This is a genomic window from Amycolatopsis sp. PS_44_ISF1 (assembly GCF_032335455.1).
GTDB lineage: Bacteria > Actinomycetota > Actinomycetes > Mycobacteriales > Pseudonocardiaceae > Amycolatopsis.
This window is the reverse complement of sequence record NZ_JANUXO010000002.1, coordinates 643,315-660,014: the sequence shown is the minus strand read 5'-3', so window position 1 is coordinate 660,014 and position 16,700 is coordinate 643,315. Positions and strand designations below refer to the sequence as shown.

The 16,700-nt window shown below is 72.4% G+C and carries 18 protein-coding genes; 5 read left to right on the top strand and 13 right to left on the bottom strand.

Annotated features, from left to right (window positions below; translation table 11 throughout):
* Window positions 1-9 precede the first annotated feature (9 nt).
* The 9 genes from NYF13_RS17790 to NYF13_RS17750 all read right to left on the bottom strand — a co-directional run bounded on the left by NYF13_RS17790 (window position 10) and on the right by NYF13_RS17750 (window position 8,881).
* Window positions 10-1,317, bottom strand: a complete 1,308-nt coding sequence (locus tag NYF13_RS17790) for a hypothetical protein (protein WP_315658208.1) — start codon at window positions 1,315-1,317, stop codon at window positions 10-12.
* Window positions 1,318-1,350: 33 nt separating this feature from the next.
* Complete coding sequence (locus NYF13_RS17785) at window positions 1,351-2,136, bottom strand: ABC transporter permease (protein WP_315658207.1); 786 nt, start codon at window positions 2,134-2,136, stop codon at window positions 1,351-1,353.
* 10 nt (window positions 2,137-2,146) lie between these two features.
* Complete coding sequence (locus NYF13_RS17780) at window positions 2,147-2,917, bottom strand: ABC transporter permease (protein WP_315658206.1); 771 nt, start codon at window positions 2,915-2,917, stop codon at window positions 2,147-2,149.
* A complete protein-coding gene (locus tag NYF13_RS17775) occupies window positions 2,914-3,876 on the bottom strand; it encodes an ABC transporter ATP-binding protein (protein WP_315658205.1) in 963 nt (320 codons plus the stop codon). Before NYF13_RS17775 ends, NYF13_RS17780 begins: the two co-directional genes overlap by 4 nt.
* Window positions 3,873-4,934 (bottom strand): nucleotidyltransferase family protein, encoded by a 1,062-nt coding sequence (locus NYF13_RS17770; RefSeq protein ID WP_315658204.1) that lies wholly within the window; start codon window positions 4,932-4,934, stop codon window positions 3,873-3,875. Before NYF13_RS17770 ends, NYF13_RS17775 begins: the two co-directional genes overlap by 4 nt.
* 13 nt (window positions 4,935-4,947) lie before the next feature.
* Window positions 4,948-6,150, bottom strand: coding sequence for a pitrilysin family protein (locus NYF13_RS17765; protein WP_315658203.1), 1,203 nt, complete (start codon window positions 6,148-6,150; stop codon window positions 4,948-4,950).
* 95 nt (window positions 6,151-6,245) lie between these two features.
* A complete protein-coding gene (locus NYF13_RS17760) occupies window positions 6,246-7,631 on the bottom strand; it encodes a helix-turn-helix domain-containing protein (RefSeq protein WP_315658202.1) in 1,386 nt (461 codons plus the stop codon).
* A gap of 72 nt (window positions 7,632-7,703) precedes the next feature.
* Window positions 7,704-8,387: a hypothetical protein gene (locus NYF13_RS17755; protein WP_315658200.1), complete on the bottom strand. Its 684-nt coding sequence runs from the start codon at window positions 8,385-8,387 to the stop codon at window positions 7,704-7,706.
* 356 nt (window positions 8,388-8,743) lie between these two features.
* A complete protein-coding gene (locus NYF13_RS17750) occupies window positions 8,744-8,881 on the bottom strand; it encodes a hypothetical protein (RefSeq protein ID WP_315658198.1) in 138 nt (45 codons plus the stop codon).
* A 544-nt stretch (window positions 8,882-9,425) separates the two neighbouring features.
* On the opposite strand from NYF13_RS17750, the gene NYF13_RS17745 reads away from it, so the two are divergent.
* Window positions 9,426-9,626 (top strand): helix-turn-helix transcriptional regulator, encoded by a 201-nt coding sequence (locus tag NYF13_RS17745; RefSeq protein ID WP_315658197.1) that lies wholly within the window; start codon window positions 9,426-9,428, stop codon window positions 9,624-9,626.
* 100 nt (window positions 9,627-9,726) lie between these two features.
* Here the strand turns inward: NYF13_RS17745 and NYF13_RS17740 are convergent, their stop codons facing one another.
* Window positions 9,727-10,662 carry a hypothetical protein gene (locus NYF13_RS17740; RefSeq protein WP_315658196.1) on the bottom strand — a complete coding sequence of 312 codons (936 nt, stop codon included), beginning with the start codon at window positions 10,660-10,662 and terminating at the stop codon, window positions 9,727-9,729.
* 325 nt (window positions 10,663-10,987) lie between these two features.
* Here NYF13_RS17740 and NYF13_RS17735 point away from each other — a divergent pair, with 325 nt between their 5' ends.
* Window positions 10,988-11,755 carry a trypsin-like serine protease gene (locus NYF13_RS17735; protein WP_315658195.1) on the top strand — a complete coding sequence of 256 codons (768 nt, stop codon included), beginning with the start codon at window positions 10,988-10,990 and terminating at the stop codon, window positions 11,753-11,755.
* A gap of 80 nt (window positions 11,756-11,835) precedes the next feature.
* Here the strand turns inward: NYF13_RS17735 and NYF13_RS17730 are convergent, their stop codons facing one another.
* The gene (locus tag NYF13_RS17730) at window positions 11,836-12,168 is read right to left on the bottom strand and encodes a hypothetical protein (protein WP_315658193.1); all 333 of its coding nucleotides are present in this window, start codon (window positions 12,166-12,168) and stop codon (window positions 11,836-11,838) included.
* 432 nt (window positions 12,169-12,600) lie between these two features.
* On the opposite strand from NYF13_RS17730, the gene NYF13_RS17725 reads away from it, so the two are divergent.
* Genes NYF13_RS17725 through NYF13_RS17715 form a run of 3 tightly spaced genes read left to right on the top strand, consistent with a single transcriptional unit; the run spans window position 12,601 to window position 14,819 of the window.
* Window positions 12,601-13,752: a hypothetical protein gene (locus NYF13_RS17725; RefSeq protein WP_315658192.1), complete on the top strand. Its 1,152-nt coding sequence runs from the start codon at window positions 12,601-12,603 to the stop codon at window positions 13,750-13,752.
* Window positions 13,753-13,797: 45 nt separating this feature from the next.
* The gene (locus NYF13_RS17720) at window positions 13,798-14,241 is read left to right on the top strand and encodes a MarR family transcriptional regulator (RefSeq protein WP_315658191.1); all 444 of its coding nucleotides are present in this window, start codon (window positions 13,798-13,800) and stop codon (window positions 14,239-14,241) included.
* 17 nt (window positions 14,242-14,258) lie between these two features.
* Window positions 14,259-14,819 carry an isochorismatase family protein gene (locus NYF13_RS17715; protein ID WP_315658190.1) on the top strand — a complete coding sequence of 187 codons (561 nt, stop codon included), beginning with the start codon at window positions 14,259-14,261 and terminating at the stop codon, window positions 14,817-14,819.
* Here NYF13_RS17715 and NYF13_RS17710 read toward each other — a convergent pair whose 3' ends face one another.
* Complete coding sequence (locus NYF13_RS17710; protein ID WP_315658189.1) at window positions 14,820-15,578, bottom strand: DUF3592 domain-containing protein; 759 nt, start codon at window positions 15,576-15,578, stop codon at window positions 14,820-14,822.
* 92 nt (window positions 15,579-15,670) lie between these two features.
* Window positions 15,671-16,549 (bottom strand): lysozyme, encoded by an 879-nt coding sequence (locus NYF13_RS17705; RefSeq protein WP_315658187.1) that lies wholly within the window; start codon window positions 16,547-16,549, stop codon window positions 15,671-15,673.
* Window positions 16,550-16,700: the final 151 nt, after the last annotated feature.

Sequence of the window (16,700 nt, the reverse complement as noted above, 5' to 3'; positions counted from 1 at the left end):
CCGGCCCGCTCAGCGACCCCGCCACAACTCGAGGTCACCGTCTTCGGCGGTGTCCTCGCCGGGCCCGGCCACGACCACCTCGCCCCGCCGCAGCAGGATCGCCGTGGCCCGCCCGGCCCGCCGCACCGGCGCGGTCTCCCGCCAGGCGTGGTCGATGAGTTTCACGGTGGCGCTGTCGTCCCAGTCGTCGGCGTGATCGAACCAGGACACCGAGTGCAGCCGGGCCGCCGCGGTCTCCGCGGACGCCCCGTCCGTAACCTCCTGCACGGCTCGCCGGGTCCCCTCCAGCGCGACGAACGGCCTCGTCACCACGTATCGGGCCGGCACGCCGGCCGCCTCGAACACCCGGCCGGGCCGGGTCCGCCCGGGCTCCAGGCCGAACCAGGTGGCCGCGTCCTGAAGGGCCTCCACCGCCCCGTTGCTCAAGTGCACCCCGTTGGCGGTCCGGACGACCCGCCCCCCACCCGGACCGAGCACTTCGATCAGGCCGGCGAAGGCGTCACCCCGGATGCTGCCCGGCCAGGCGAGCGCCGGATCGGTCACCCCGCAGAACTCCCTGCGCATCCGGGGCCACGGCAGCGCATCGTCGGTGACGGCCGCGATCTGCACCGCCAGCGCGCTTCCCGCCTGGTGGTAGCGGGTGAGGATCCCGGGGATGTGGGGGTTCAGCGAGACGAACGGCCGGCCGGCGTGGTAGCGCGGATCCTGGAACACGTGGGCGAAGAGGCAGTCGCCGATGCAGTTGGGCCCGTCGGGCGCCCCGCTGTCGAGGCCGTGGCGGGCCGTGTCCCGCAGGCTCCACTCCGTCTGGGTCCGCTGCGGTACGCCGAGCCGGTCGATCACGGTCTGGGCCGGGAAGACGTCCAGATCCTCCGCGCGTTCGCCGAACCGGCCGGGGAACCCCGGATTGTCGTGCCGGTTCAAGAACGTCACCCGCTCCCGCGCGGTCATCGTGCCCCGCTCGGCGAGGTCGGCGTGCGGACGGTGGTGGTCCACGGCGAGGTTGCCCTCTCGGATCTCCCGTTCGGTCAGCCGCCGAGCCCGTTCGGCCCGGTACCCGCACTCGGCCAGGCGGACCCCGATGTCCCGGATCGCCGCGGCCGACACCGTGGTGCCGGGTTTCACCAGCAGCACGCCGGAGAGCTCGGAGAAGCCCGGGGCGGCGTCGGGATGGGTCCAGGTGCCGTCCGCCAGGACCCGCTCCAGGCCGGGAGAAGCGGCCCGCCCGGCCGCGCGCACGGTGCGCCCGGCCCGGTGCCGGGCCGCGCGGACCGCCCAGCCGGCCGATCCGGTGTCGTGGGCTTGGCCGTCGCTCATGGCCGGCCTCCTTTCTCTCCAGGGCGCCGCCGATCAGAAGTGATCGGCGGCACCGCTCCGCTTCGCCCGGTCCATGAACTTGTCGAACGCCACGTACGCCGCGGCCAGCCACGCCGCCCCGGTCAGCACGGTCCAGCCCAGCTCGGCGAGCACCGTGGCCGGTGCGCCGTCCGCCGCCACGGCCCGGATGGCCGCCAGCCCGTGCGTCAGCGGCAGGCCGCGGGCGATCACGCCGACGGCGGCCGGCCACCGGTCCAGGGGGATCTGCACCCCGCAGATCGCCATCATCAGCAGGTACGCGCTCTGCGAAACCAGATTGCGCACACCTGGTGCGTTCAGCACCAGCGCGGCGAGGAACAACCCGAAGCAGTAGGTGGCGAACGCGTTGAGCAGCACCAGGGCCACGACGGGCGCGATCTGCCACACCGGCCAGTGCACGCCGAACAGCGGCCCCAGCCCGAACAGCGCGACCAGCGAGGTGCCGCTGCCGCTGATCGGCCACTGCACGCTGCGGCCGAAGAACACCCACAGCGGCCGGGCCGGGGCCGCGGCGAGCAGCACCAGGGTGCCGGTCATCCGCTCCCAGGTGGTGGACGCGACGACCGAGAGAACCTCGATCACCGAGGTCATCACCGCGTTGCCGATCACCAGGAAGCCGGTCTGGCCGCCGCCGACCGCCTGGCCGAGGTAGGTGAAGAAGGTGACCTGGGCCAGCATGCGGCCCAGCCAGCCGAAGGTCCAGGTCTTCCAGGTGTAGGTCGCGCGCAGATCCGCCAGGGCGTTTCCCGCGCTGTGGCGGATGATGGTGATTGCCGACATGACCGCCGCCTCAGCTGTGCGAAAGCGTGCCGGCGCGGCGCGCGTGCTGGACGACCCGGTGCAGCAGGGCCATGCCCACGGCGTAGCCCACCGCACCCAGGCCGAGCATCACCCCGAGCCGGGGCAGCACGTCGAGCACGGCCGGGGTGGCGAGGCTGTCACGCAGCAAGTCGGCGCTCCAATACAGGAAGACCACGCGGGCCAGTGGCTGGAGCCAGTCCGGCAGGAAGCCGATCGGCACCAGGACGCCGCTGAGCAGGTAGAAGGGGTAGGTCAACGTGTTCTGCACCGTCCGCGCGGACGGGGTGAGGACGAACAGCGACGCCAGCAGGCTGGCGGTACCCGCGGTGGCCACCCCGGTGACCAGGACGCAGGCGGCGAGCACGCCCGGATGGGGGACGGCCAGCCAGCGGCCGAAGGTCAGTCCCGCGGTCAGCCAGGCTTCGGCGAACACGGCCAGCCCGATCAGCAGCACCGCGCACATCCGGCCCAGCACGGTGACGAACAGGGACGAGGGGGCCGCCAGCTGCCCCTCCAGCGTGCCGAGCATCCGGTCGTCGGTGATGATGTTGCCCGCGGTGGAGAGCGCGAAGGTCCAGAGGGCCATCAGGGTCGGGGCCACGACGCCGTAGGCGGCCAGGTCCGGGCGGTGGGCCGCCTCGGTGAACGCGAGGATGACGAAGGTGAACAGCGGGGTCGTCACGAGGACCTGGAGCATGTCGGGCTGCCGCCGGGCCAGGCGGCACTGGACCAGGAACGCACTGCCCAGGTGCCGGATCACGCCTCCACCGCCATGCCCCGGCTGCCGATCAGCCGCAGGTAGACCTCTTCGAGCCGGGGTGGACCGGTGACCAGCCGGGTCACCCCGGACCGCACCAGCAGCGCCAGCACCTCCCGGGTCGCGTCGGGCCCGGAGGTCCGCACCACCAGCCGCCCCGGTGCGGGCCCGGTCGTGCCGAGGACCCCCGCCACCCGCGCGATCGCGGAGCCGGCGGCTTCGGGCACGTCGTCGGCCTCGATGCGCTCTTCGGCGCCGATCAGGGCACCGATCCGCTCCGGCGACTCGGTGGCCAGGATCCGGCCGCGGTCGACGAGGGTGACCTGGTCGCAGAGGGCCTCGGCCTCGGCCATGTCGTGGGTGGTCAGCAGGATGGTGCGCTGCTCCGCCCGCAGTTCGGCCACCAGCGCGCGGAAGTCGTGCGCGGCCACCGGGTCCATGCCCACCGTGGGCTCGTCGAAGATGAGCACCGGCGGATCGGGCACCAGCCCGCGGGCCAGGTGCAGCCGTTGTTTCATGCCCCGGGACAGGAAGTCGACCCTGGTGTCGGCCCGCTGGGTCAGCCCGGTGCGCTCCAGCAGCGCGTCGGTCCGGTTCCGCAGCCGCCGGCCGTGCAGACCGTAGAGGGCGCCCCAGAACTGCAGGTTCTGCCGCGGGGTCAACCGGTTGTACAGTCCACGCTCGCCGCCGAACACGACACCGACGACCCGGCGCACCGTGGCGGCGGCCGAGACCACGTCGTGCCCGAGCACCTCGGCGGTCCCGGAGGCGGGGAGCAGCACCGTCGACAGGATGCGGCACAGCGTCGTCTTGCCCGCCCCGTTGGGCCCGAGCAGCCCCCGGACCTGTCCCGGCTCGACGTCGAGGTCGAAGTGGTCGAGCGCGGCCACCGGTCCGGTCCCGCGGTCGGTTCGGCGCTGCCCGTAGTACCGGCTCAGCGCCCGGGTCCGGATGGCACTCACCGCGGCCCGTCCAGCGACTCCCACGCGGCCACCGCCGCCTGGTAGCGGCCGGGGTCCACCAGCGGTTCGGCCACCAGCAGGTAGTCCCCGACCGGGGTCAGCAGCAACGCCTCGTCGCCGACGACGTCCACCCGGCTGCACTCCAGCTCGGCGCTGCGGGCACGGACCCCCAGCGGCATGCCCAGCAGCAGGGCCCCGGTTTCCAGCGCGGTGAGCGTGCCGCCGGCCTCCGTGGCCGCGGCGCGGCGCTCGTGGCGCAGGTCCAGCTCGCGACGGGCCGGTCCGGTGAGCGCGTCGCCCAGCCCGGACAACCCGCCGAGCGGCACCCGATCCCCCGCGTACTCCATCAGTTCGCCGACCTCCGGGGCCAAGTGGTAGTCGCCCGCCGCCTGCACGATGTCGTCGACCGACAGCTCGGCCTGGGCCAGCGCGTGCACGTCCAGCGCGTCGCGGACGTGGAACGGCCGTTGCAGCCGTTCCTCCGCGACGCACAGCAGCGAGGCGAGGTCGGGATCGCCGGGCAGGGCCGGCCGGACCGGCACCACCTCGAAGTCACCGGTCAGCGCCGCCGTGGAGATGTCCACCCGCAGATGGGGATCGACCAGCGGTTCCTCCGAGTCCCAGGACAGCGCGACCATCAGGTGCCGCTCGGCCGCACCGAACACCGACACCGCGATGTCCCGCGGGGGCCGCCCGGCCAGGACCCGCACGGCCCGCCAGAGGTCGAGCTCGGTCGAGGTGACCAGGTCCAGGTCGCCCTGCGGGCGGAGCACGCCCTCCGGGTAGTGCCGGGCCAGGTGCACCCCCTTGATCGGCGTGACCTCGGCCTGGGCGGAGGTCTCGGTCAGCAGGGCGCGGTAGAACGCGTCCCGGTCCATCGCGCGCCGGAGCTGCCCGGCCGCGGCCGGACCCATGGGCAGGCCCTCGGCCCGCAGCACCGACAGCACCAGGTAGGGCAAGGTGTAGTGCTCCCGGCGGGCCGCCGCCATCAGGCGCACCGGGCCTTCCTCCTCGGCCACGTCGAGCGCCTCGTACAGGGTGTGCAGATCGAGCACCATCGCACTCCTTCGATCAGCGGTTCAGGTTTCGGCTCGCGGTGGGCCGGGCCGAGACGACCAGGTCGCCGGCGATCTCGGCGGCGGCCGCCCGGACCTGCTCCGCGGTGACCTCCGCGATCGCCGCCAGCTCGGCCTCGACCGACCACTGTGGACCGTTGACGAGGGCGCGGTGGGCCAGCAGCCGGGCGTGGTCCAGCGGCCGCTCCGTCTCGAACACGAGCTGGCCGCGGACCTGCCTGCGGGCATCGGTCAGGTCGTCCGGGGCCGGGCCGTGCTCGGCCAGCCCGGCCAGCGTCGTGGTCACGGTGTCCACAACGGACTGGCAGTTCGCCGGTTCGGTGCCCACGAGCACCCGCCACGCGCCCGCCTCGGTGTAGGGCCGGTCCCAGGCGTGGAAGGAGTAGGCGAGCCCCTGCTCGCCCCGAAGCTGCCGGTACATCGGCGAAGCGGAGCTGGACGCGCACAACTGCGCCAGCACCGAGAAAGCGTGGCGGCGCCGGTCGCCGCGCGCGGCCGAACGGCCACCGACCGACACCCAGCTGAACTCCTCCGGCCACGCGACGGGTTCGCGCGCCACCGGTCCCAGCGGGCGCGCCGGACGGGCCGGCGCGGGGACCCAGCCGGTGCCGATGCCCGCACCGGTGACCGCGACCGGGGCGACCACGGCCAGCACGGCCCGGCTGGCCAGGAACTCCTCCCGGTGCCCGGCCAGCAGCCGGGCACCGTCGAGCCGGGTGATCTCCCCCGCGGAGCCGGCCACCGGGCGGCCCAGCGGGTGGTCCGGGAACAGGGCGGCCAGGAACGCGTCCTGCACCACGTCCGCGGGGTCGGCGGCCGCCGCGGCCAGTTCCTGGAACACCGCGGCCCGTTCGGCGGTGAGCACGTCTTCGGCGTGCTCGGGCGTGCTCACCGCCCGCAGCAGCAGTTCCAGCACTTCGGTCAGGTCCTCGGCCAGCACCTGCGCGTGGAAGAGCATGTGCTCCAGCCCCGTCTCCGCGTTGACCTCGCCGCCCCGCCGGGCGACGTGCCCGGACAACGAGTCACCACCGGGGAGCCGGTAGGACATCAGCACGTGCTCCAGCAGGTGCGCGAGGCCGCCGCAGCCGTCCGGGTCGTGCCGGGCGCCGTAGTCGACCGCGAGGCAGATGCTCGCCGAGCGCAGCCGTTCGTCCACCACGGAAACCACCGGGATCACCGGGGTCGTCGGTCCAGTCATCGTCCATCCCTGTCTTCGTGCCGGAGCCGCCCGAGCGTAGGAGCGGAAATCCGGCGGCGGCCAGCAGTTGACCGGTGTCCGCTGAAACGGCAACGTCACGAGCCGGTGTCGCCGGCGCCGGGGCAGGCCGCCAGACCCCGGCCGCGCCGCAGCCGGGCCGGGGTGCGGGCCTGGTCGTTACCGGTCCACCCGTCCGCGCGGCCGGATGGCGGCCCCGGTTCGCCGGGCCGCCCGACCATGCTGAGCACGGTCGGGCCGGCCACCAGGCTCAGCTCGGTGGCGTAGGCCGCGACGATGGTGTCGACCTGGAAGAGACCCGGTTCGAGCAGATCGACCAGGTGCAGGCCGGTGAGCAGGTCCAGCAGCTCCGCCGCGGTGTCCCGGCTGGTGCCGAGCCATTCCCGGGCCGAGGACAGCGTGAAGACACCGCCGGCGGGCCGGCGCCCGGCGATCCCGCGGAACGCGGCCGCCGCGGCCACCGACAGCTTCGAATAGGACCAGGACAGCACTGCGCGCATCGTCGTCGCGGGGTCCGGTACGGCGTCCCGGCCGTCGAGCGGGGCCCGGCGCCACGCCTCGGTGTCCTCGGCGGCGATCCTGATCGCCAGGGGGAGGTAGCCGCAACGGCGCACGAGTTCGGCCGCCGTCCCCGTCTCAGGGCGGCGCCGCGCCGTCTTGGCCAGCAGCGCCAGCGATTCACTCTCCGACAAGCGGGGCAGGGTGAGGCGCGCCACCCCGTCCCGGGCCGTCAGGCCGGACATCCGGCAGCGGCTGGTGATCACCACGAAGCAGCCCGGTGCGGCCGGCAGCAGCGGCCGCACCTGCTCGGCGGTCACCGCGTTGTCCAGCACGACGAGCACCCGCCGGCCGACCAGCAGGCTGCGGTAGGTCGCCGAGAGCCGGGTGTGGTGCACCGGCTCGGCTTCGACCGGACCGCCCAAGGCGGCGATGAAGTCCCGCAGCACGTCGTTCGGGTCGGCGGGCTCGCCCTCGGAGCTGAACCCGCGCAGGTCGGCGAACAGCACCCCGTGGGGGAACTCCCGGCTGACCCGCTGGGCCCAGTGCACCGCGGCGGCCGACTTGCCCACCCCCGCCGGACCGTCGATCAGCACCGCGCCGCAGGCGCCCGCGCCCCGCCCGGTCCGGTCCAGCCACCGCAGCGCCGGGGCCCGGCCGACGAAGTCCGGCACGGACCGGGGCAGCTGGGACAGGGCGGACACCCGCCCTCTGCGGCCGTCCACCGGGCCGAGCAGACCGGCCAGCAGATCTCCGCTGTGCAGCGTTTCGTCACACGCCCGCGCCAGCGATTCGGTCGCCAGTTTGTGCCCGGTCTCGACCCGGCTGAGATGGCTCTTGCTGTAGTTGACGATTTTCGCCAGTTGCCCGAGTGAGACACCGCGGCTGGACCGCAGGGCCCGCAGGGCCGAGCCGAAGGACAGTCCTTCCACGAGCTCTTCGTCGCCGCGATCCGCACTACCCACGTGATACCGTCCCGAATTGTTCCACCCGGCTCGAGAACCGCGTTTCCGCCGGGTTTTCACGGCCTGGGGCTTTCACTGCACGGCGGCCGGCTGCTGGTAGTAGGCGAGCTGGGACCGGCGCGCGATCCGGCGGTAGTTCTCCAGCACGCCCGGCTGACGGCGCAACCGGGCCTTCTCCGCGGCACGGATGGACATCAGCAGCCCCAGAGTGCGGTCGAAGTCGTCGTTGACGACGTGGTACTCGTGCTGGTCGACGAAGTCGAAGTCCTGCTCCGCCATGTGCTGCCGGTGCACCAGTTCCGACTCGGTCTCGGTCGCCCGCCCGTGCAGCCGCTGCCGCATGGTCGCCACCGTCGGGGCCATCACGAAAACGCCGATCGTCTGCTCCGGGTACCAGCGGCGCAGGTTGAGGTAGCCCTCGGGAACCCAGTCGAAGACCAGGTCGACGTCGGATTCGATAGCCTTGGTCACGGTCTCCCTCGGCATGCCGTAGTACTCGTCGAACGACGGGTGGATCCATTCGATGAACTCGTCGTTCTCCACCATCTCGAGGAACTTCTTCCGGCTGACGTGCTCGTACTGGTCCTCCGCGCCCGGCCGGGGGCTTCTCGTGGTGACGTTCAGCGCGCAGCGGATCTTCGGGTCCGCGCCGGCCATCGCCCGGGCCAGCGAGGTCTTTCCGATTCCGGAAGGCCCGGACAGGACGAGCAGGCACGGGCTCGACGGAACGGCAAGCGGCAGATCATCGGTATTCACGACGGTAGTCCTTTTTTTCGGCTCGAACACGAGCGGCGAAGGAAGGGTGCAGCCGAACCGTGCGGGCAGTCCCCGGCCAGCGGTACTTTCGACATCGTTCGACGATAACGGCGAGCTGGTAACCCGAGCTTAACCTGATCGCCATCTGCCGTCCAGTGATCGACAACGCATTTTCCGTCCACCGAGTCCGCTCAGTATTTCGGGCAGCACCAATGCCTCATTGCCCGGGTAAGAAGTGCACTCTTCGGCCAGGAGAAGCACGGACAAGTGCCCGCCGCGCGATCAGCGGCGGGCACTTTTTCGGCTTTTCCCGGCAGGCACGACGAGACCCCGGGAAAACGATTTCCAGGGGTCGGTCACGAACCGATCGGCTCGGCGACGCAGACCTCCTCGGCGTCCGGATGGGCCGCGCGGAGCGCCGCTTCGGTCGCGCTGGCCGTCGGCGCGAAGGCATCACCAGCGCTCGCTTCGGCAATCGGAAGGTCCAGCGTCATCGAAGCTGCCTTTCTGGCGATGCCTGCCGCGTCTCGGGAATACCCGTGCTCCCGTCGGTACGGAGGTGACGCTAACCAGAGCGGCCGTCCATCCGGTAGTCGCGGCGGTTCGGGACTTGACAAGACGCGACAAGTCAATTCGTTCGAAACATGCAGCCTTGAAGCAAATCGGCAATAGGCCGAACAGGTGACCCTTCGGCGGTCTCTGTCACCTGTTCGCCGCGGCCTCATCCGGCCTCCGACATCGACCGGATCCACGCGCATTCGGAATGGCGTTATACCAGCAGCGCCTTGCTCCATTCCGGTATTTCCACCGCCGACGGCCGTTATCAACGACACTATTGCTTATCGGCGTCGCTGCGGCCGCGTTCGGCATCGATCCACCGGCGGAACCAGGGCCTGGACCGGCGACTCCGTGACAGCATTGCCCGAACTTCCCTCTCCCGCCGCCGACCCGGGGGATCCGTTACCGACCGTGCCATGATGGCGGATGCGTCCGGCCTAGGAGGTTGTGGAGTTGAGTTGCTGCGACCAGTCTCAAACGGTGAAATACAGCCCCCGTGAAATGGAGGTGCTCAGCCACCTCGCCGACGGTCTCACTTACGCGTCGATAGCCCGCAGAATGAAAATAAGCCTGCACACGGTCGATGAATACATTCGCCGGATCAAAAAGAAGTCCGGCTCATTGGATTACTACCGCCTCCGGTTGCTCGCCGTGAACATCGCCAAACCCGAACATCCGTGACGCCCGGGCGCCGATCTTCGTGTTCCCTCGCGGCCCCGGATCGGGCTGGCGACGAATCCGGTTCCCCCGCCCGGCCCCTCGCGGGCGGGGGAACCGGACGTCACGGCCAGCGCCAGCGCATCCCGTGGATCCCGGGCGCGGCCCCGGTGGTGATCACGTGCGCGGGCACCGCCGGGGACAGGGGCACCTCCGCCACCTCGCGTTCGGGGCCGTCCGGGGCGTCCTGGCGGTAGGAGTGGCAGGACACCGGCATGGTGGCCGGGTCGAAGTGCACTTCCATCAGGTGGTCGGCCACCGGGTGGCGGAAGCGGCGGTCGTAGCCGGTGTCCGGGATTTCGTCGGTGTACTCGAACTCGTACTCCAGGATCGCGGTCTCGCCCTCGGCCAGCGAGCGGCCCAGCACCAGCTCGCAGATGGTGAACGGCTGCCCGGGCACCGTCTCCACCCGGCCGGGGGTGCAGTAGCGGGTCGAGATCAGCCGCGGGCGGCTCTCCGGCATCAGCCCGCGCAGCGTGACCACCTTCGCCTGCACCTGTTCCTCGGTGGCGCGCACCACCTCACGCACCCGCAGCCGCCGCATCAGCCGGTCCGCGCCGATGTGCAGGGACTCGTGCAGGCTGAGCACCACCAGTGAAGCCTCGTGCGAGGCTTCGAAGGTGTGCAGCACCGGCAGCATCCGGTTCCCCTGGCCCCACAACCGCTCCCAGCGCACCACGTTCACCGGGGGGCCGCCGTCCGGGCGGGCGAGCAGTTCGGTCAGCGAGCGGTGCGGCAGGCCGAGTTCCTGCTCCAGCAGCGTGACCGCGCGCAGCGAGCCGGCCCGCTCCGGGCGGGTGCGCCCGGTCCGCCAGTAGCTGAGCGTGGTGGTGCTGACCGACGCGCCCGCGGCGTCGAGCCGTCCCTTCAGCCGGACCAGGCCGAGCCCGCTCAGGTCGATCGCCAGCGAGAGCGCCCGGCTGAACGGGCCGCAGGCCAGCGCCAGCTCCAGTTGCTCCCGCGGCCCGGGCCGCGACGGCTTCAACGCGAACAACGGCATGGACGAGTCCTTCACCGGCGAATTCCGGACGAACGCGGCCGGTCGGCGCGCGGGACGGCGGATCGCGCCTGGTCCCCGCCTCCGGTACCGGGCCGGACGATCAAGGTCCGGCGTGCTCACCGGTGTAACACGCGCGGACACGCCCTGTCACGCGACGAAGGTCGGGTCATTCGGTCCGAAAAGGGCGCAACCCTCCGAAGGGTCCGAATTTTTCCGTTGACCGGAGCAGATCTTCCAGCGGATTACCGCGCCTGCCCCGGCCGCTTACGTTCGACCGGTCCCCATCGAACATCCCGGTCCCCACCCGGAACGTCAAGGAGTACCGATGCGTGAAACCCACGGCCGGCTCGTCCGGGCCGCCGCCCTGCTCACCGGTTCCTGTGCTGTCCTCGGCGCGCTCGCCGTCAGCCCGGCCGCCGCGAGCACGCCGGCCACCCCGTCCGCGCCCGCCGCGTCCCCGTCGATCATCGGTGGCAGCACGGCCCAGAACCCCGGTTACATCACCCGGTTCAACGGCCACGCCAACGGCTACACCTTCTTCTGCACCAGCACCCTGATCGGCTCGCGCTGGGTGCTCACGGCCAAGCACTGCATGTACGACAACAACAGCCAGCGCCTGACCGACATCGACCTCTACATCGGCTCCAACAGCGCGTCCGGCGGCGTGCACGCCAAGGCCGCGCAGACCTACGTCGAGGGCAACGGCGACCTCGCGCTGATCAAGCTCGACTCCGACGGCGGCGGCACCTTCGCCCGGCTCGCCAGCAGCTCCTCGGACGCGCGCGTCGGCGACGCCGCCACCGTCTACGGCTGGGGCGCGACCCAGGCCGACGACGAGGGCCACCACCAGTCGAGCGTGCTGAAGAAGGCCAACGTCACCATCTCCAGCACCAACGCCACCGACAACGCCGGCGGCCGCGCGATCAGCGCCCGCACCCCGAACGGCGCCGTGGCCGGCGGCGACTCCGGCGGCCCGATGGTCGACGGCGGCGTGCAGGTCGGCGTGTGCTCGACCAGCGACCGCTCCAGCATCACCACCTACGGCAGCGTGGCCGCCGGGCGTAGCTGGATCAAGCAGGTCAGCGGCATCTGATCCCCGGGCCCCCGGGAGGGGGGAAGGCCGGCCGGGCCCGTCCGCCGCGGGCCCGGCCGGCCTCACCGGAAGCGGCGGGCTCAGGCCGGGGAGCGCAGTCCACGGCCGAGCCGGCCGAGACCGGACAGGCACCGGCCGAGGGCCTGGCTCAGCACGTGCACGAACGGCTCCCCGGCCACCCCCCGCTGCGCCCGGTTCCACACCTGGCAGAACACGGCGACCACCACGTCGTCGGCCGTCGCCCGGTCGGCCAGGCGCGAACGCACGATCCACAGGACCGCCGAGCTGTACCGGCAGACCAGCACTTCGAACGCGTCCAGGTCTCCCACCGCGGCCAGCGCGAACAACGTGTCGTCTTCCAGCGCCCGGACGGTGCGCGCCGCCCCCGCCGGACGGCGGAGGACTTTCTTCACGACCAGATTCACTCGATCACCCCTCAAGCGGAACCGGTCACCAGGTGAATGCCGCCCAGAGCATCACCCAGGCGACCACACAGACGAGAACGATCACACCCACGATGTCGGCGGCGTTGCGGAGGATCTTCCGAAAAGCCGGCACAGGGCGAACATTCATGACGAATCCCCTTCCCTCCAGCGATGATGATCGAACGCTACCGCCCGCTCGCGCAACGTCACCGCTCTTACGGGCGTCACCCACCCAGGGGATCCGCCGGAGTGGTCGGCCGGTGGAACCGGGAAAAGCCCGCCGGTGAACCCCGTTAATGTGACGCGACAGACGCCCGGAAAGTGTGCCGGAATCCCCCGCGGAATAGCGGAAATACGAGCCTGGCCCGCATTCGGCGTCCTCCGCCGCTCGGACCGCGCGCCCGTGATCTACTGCGCGTCGTGTCGCTGACCTCCGAGCTGGCCGATCCCGCCGGCGCGCTCACCTCCTGGTGCGCGCGCGTGTTCACCGGCACGTCGGCCGTCGCGGCGGAGGTCGCGCGGGCGGTGCGGTCGGTCGAGCCGGTGCGACCGGCCGGGCGCGACGTCCCGAGGCGGCACTGGGCCGAGATCGGCGGGGCGTTCGGGCAGCGGCTGGCCGACCTGGTGCAGCCCGCGCCGCCGTACTACGCGCTGCTCGGCCTGGTCGGCGCGCAGTGGGTGACCGGGGCCTGGGCGCACCGGCAGGCCGCCGCCTACCCGACCCACCGCGGCCTGCCCGGGGAGTACCGGGCGCGGGCCCTGTTCGTCCGGCCCGCGGCGACGACCTGGCTCGACCTCGGCGACCCGTTCCCGCCCGCCGGGCCCGCACCCGACACCGAGGAGCTGTGGGGCTCGCTGCTGGACCGCTCCCGCGACTACCTCGCCGAGCACGCGCCGCCCGGCACGCTCGCGACCGCGGGTGCCGAAGCCGGGCTGGCCCGCACGAACTGGCTGCTCTCGGCGTGCGAAGACATCTACCGCTCGAGCGCCATCGACCCGCGGCTGGCCCGCGCCGTGGACGGCGAAGCCGGCGGGATGGGCATCGACGCGGGGGTCGGCCTGCTTCGTGGGCTGGCCGGTGAGGACCAGGTCGCCGAGCTGGTCCGCCTCGCCCGGCGGCTGCACGAACGCGGGACTTCGTGGGAGCTGCGCGCACTGGCCGGCCACCCGCCCGAAGGCCACCAGTTGGGCATCGCCGGGCCGACCATCGTGCCCGGCTGGGCCGACGGCGACCTCCTGCTCGGCGCCATCGACCCGGAGACCGGCGTCGACGAGCGCGGCACGACCCTGGTCGACGTCAAGACCGTGGTCACCGTCCGCGATCCGGACCGCGTCGGCCGCTGGCTGTGGCAGATCCTGCTCTACGCCTGGCTCGACACCCGGGGCGCGTACGACATCCGCCGCACCGGACTGCTGCTCGCCCGGCACGGCGAGCTGATCACCTGGCCGGTCGGCGAGCTGGCCGCGAAACTGCTCGGCGGCCCGGAAACCGTCGAGTACCGGCGCGACGAGGCTCGGGGGATCGTGGGCCGGATCCTGGCTTCGGCCGGTCTCGAACTACCGCCGTATTAGACAGCCAACTGCACAGTTTGGTGACTACCTGCTAGAGTGGCCGCCATGCGGGCGAAAGCACGGACCCCCGAGGTCGCCAGTGAGCTCCGGATCGTGCTCGGGCACCTGGTCCGGCGGCTGCGCGAGCAGGCCGAGGGCGCCGACCTCACCCGGTCGCAGACCGCGGTGCTGCTCCGCCTGGAGCGCAACGGGCCGTCCACCGCGACCGCGCTGGCCCGGGCCGAAGGGGTTCGGCCGCAGTCGATGGCCAAGATCGTCGACGCCCTCCAGGAGGCCCGCCTCGTCGGCGGCTCCCCCGATCCGAAGGACGGCCGCAAGACGGTGCTCAGCCTCACCGGTGCCGCCCGCGAGCAGTTCCGCACCGGGCGGCTGGCCAAGCAGGACTGGCTGTCCGGCGCCATCGACGCCACGCTCACCGCCGCGGAGGTCGACCAGCTCGCCGCCGCCACCCGCCTGCTGAAACGCCTGGCGAACACCCCTGACCCCTGAACCCCTGAGGAAACCCCATGCCCGTCACCACCCTCGACCCCCGGACCGCGCTGATCGTGGTCGATCTCCAGCGCGGCATCGTCGGGCTGGCCGGTGCCCACCCGGTCACCGGCGTCGTCGAGCGCGCCACCACCCTCGTGCGGGCCTTTCGCGCCCGCGGGCTGCCGGTGGTGCTGGTCACCGTCGCCGGCGCCCCCGCGGGCCGGACCGACGCCGGGCCCACACCGCTGGACTTCCCGGACGGCTGGACCGACCTGATCCCCGAACTCGACCAGCAGCCCGACGACATCCTCGTCACCAAGCACAGCCGCAGCGCCTTCCCCGGCACCCGGCTGGAGGAGCACCTGCGCGCCCTGGACGTCACCCAGGTGGTGGTCGTCGGCATCGCCACCAGCAGCGGGGTGGAGTCCACCGCCCGCGACGCGCACGAGCACGGCTTCCACGTGACCCTGCCGGTGGACGCGATGACCGACCGCACGCTCGAACGGCACGAGCACAGCGTCACGCGGATCTTCCCGCGCATCGCCGAAACCGGCACCACCCAGGACGTGCTCGACCGGCTCGGGCGCCGCGCCTGATCAGCGCCCGGACCGGCCGAACAGCCCGGAGAACTGCCGTTCGACCTCGTCGAACTGCTGCTGGGTGAGCCGGCCGTCGCCGACCATGGCCCGGAGCTGGTCCAGGGCCGTGCCGAGGCCGTGGGCGCTGGCCTCCTGGATGTGGGCGGCGAGGTCGCTGGCCACCCCGTCGGCCCCGGACACGTGCACCGTCGTGGTGGTGAACACCGACGCGCCCCGGGACGAGGTGCGCTTCCCCTGCTCCCGGAACATCTCGTCGATCCAGGCCTGGCGCCGGCCCTCGGCGCGCCCGGCCAGCTCGGCCGCGAGTGCGGTGAGGTCGTCGGCCACCACCGCCTTCGCCGGGTCGGCCGGGTCGTAGGCGAGGGTGGCGGGGGTGCCCTCCGGCAGCGCGGCCGTGGTGCGCTCCACCGCGCGGATCGGGGTGCCGGTGGAGCGGGACTCGAAGGTCAGCTTCCGTACCGCGCGCCCGTTCACCCTGGTCCCGGTGAAGGCCACGCCGACCAGCAGCGCGGGCACCCGCAGTCCGGTCTCCAGCAGCCGCCGCCGGGTCCGGGCCGCGGACCGCCAGCGCCCGGCCAGGACCGCGGTCACCACCAGCACGGCCACCGCGACCAGGCCGAACGCGATCGCCGCCACCAGCAGGCCCGGCTCCGGCGTGCTCCGGTACGCGCGGCCGAAGACCAGCGCCAGGGGCGCCGACCAGACCACCTGGACGAGCAGGACCACCACCAGGATCCAGCGGGCGCTACGCGGCATGAAGTGAACTTAACCAGCCCGGGGCCCGAGTCAATCGGCCGGTCGGACGCCGCCTGCGGCCGGTCCGGGACGAGCCAGGGCGCCGGCCGGTCTCAGGCCCGGCCGGCCAGCGCCTGGACCCGGCTCATCGGCCCGTTGTAGTAGTTCTGGTCGCCGGGCAGGCTCCCGGTCCGCGAGAACTGCCAGATGCTCTGCTTGTCCCAGCCCGCGGGCAGTTCCCCCACCTCGGTGGCGTAGTGCGCGACCCACAGCGGGTCGGTGTCGCCGAAGCGGCTGGTGTTGCCGGTGCACAGCTTCCACCACTTGGTGCTGGTGTAGATCAGCGCGCTGCGCTTCTCCTTCGCCAAGTAGGTGCGGGTGAAATCGGCGATCCAGTTCGTCATGTCCGCCGGGCTGAGGCCGTAACAGGCATCACCGTAGGGGTTGTATTCGACGTCGAGCGCGCCCGGCAGCGTCGTGCCGTCGGAGCGCCAGGCACCGCCGTTCGCGATGAAGTACTCCGCCTGCTGCGCTCCGGTCGAGACGTCCGGGCGGGCGAAGTGGTAGGCGCCGCGGATGATCCCGGCCGCGTGCGCGCCGCCGTACTGCCCGGCGAACTGCGGGTTGACGAAGTCGGTGCCCTCGGTGGCCTTGACGTAGGTGAACCGCGCGCCCTGTCCGCTGGCCGCCGGCCAGTCGATCACCCCCTGGTGGCCGCTCACGTCGTGGCCCAGGGTCTGGTCGGCGGTGCCGGCGCGCGAGGTACCCGGACGGCCGTGCACCCCTTCGTGCGCCTCGATCTGGGAGCCCGCATAGTGGTCCGCGGCCTGGGAGCGGACTGCGTCTGGGGAGTGGCCGGTGGCTGGGGAGTGATCCGCGGCGGCGGCCGGTCCCGCGGCGGCCAGTCCCCAGGGCGCCGCCGCACCGACGGCGAGCAGCAGCACCCCGGTCCGCCACCGTCGGACCCGCTCGTTTCCCGGCAGTGCAGGCATCCCGGCTCCGATCTCGGCGTGGGCAGGTCTGCTGATCATGGTGCCTGCGCGATACCGGGCCCGCGAGCCGTGGGTCACCCGTCCGTGGTGACCGCGAAACGGGAAAGGGACCGTCGGACCCGGTCGTGACCCGGTCCGACGGTCCCTTCCC

Coding starts and splice junctions, on each gene's coding strand:
- NYF13_RS17705 (WP_315658187.1), bottom strand. CDS start 16,549: ATGCCTGCACTGCCGGGAAACGAGCGGGTCCGACGGTGGCGGACCGGG.
- NYF13_RS17740 (WP_315658196.1), bottom strand. CDS start 10,662: ATGCCGTTGTTCGCGTTGAAGCCGTCGCGGCCCGGGCCGCGGGAGCAA.
- NYF13_RS17790 (WP_315658208.1), bottom strand. CDS start 1,317: ATGAGCGACGGCCAAGCCCACGACACCGGATCGGCCGGCTGGGCGGTC.
- NYF13_RS17715 (WP_315658190.1), top strand. CDS start 14,259: ATGCCCGTCACCACCCTCGACCCCCGGACCGCGCTGATCGTGGTCGAT.
- NYF13_RS17785 (WP_315658207.1), bottom strand. CDS start 2,136: ATGTCGGCAATCACCATCATCCGCCACAGCGCGGGAAACGCCCTGGCG.
- NYF13_RS17765 (WP_315658203.1), bottom strand. CDS start 6,150: ATGACTGGACCGACGACCCCGGTGATCCCGGTGGTTTCCGTGGTGGAC.
- NYF13_RS17720 (WP_315658191.1), top strand. CDS start 13,798: ATGCGGGCGAAAGCACGGACCCCCGAGGTCGCCAGTGAGCTCCGGATC.
- NYF13_RS17735 (WP_315658195.1), top strand. CDS start 10,988: ATGCGTGAAACCCACGGCCGGCTCGTCCGGGCCGCCGCCCTGCTCACC.
- NYF13_RS17750 (WP_315658198.1), bottom strand. CDS start 8,881: ATGACGCTGGACCTTCCGATTGCCGAAGCGAGCGCTGGTGATGCCTTC.
- NYF13_RS17770 (WP_315658204.1), bottom strand. CDS start 4,934: ATGGTGCTCGATCTGCACACCCTGTACGAGGCGCTCGACGTGGCCGAG.
- NYF13_RS17710 (WP_315658189.1), bottom strand. CDS start 15,578: ATGCCGCGTAGCGCCCGCTGGATCCTGGTGGTGGTCCTGCTCGTCCAG.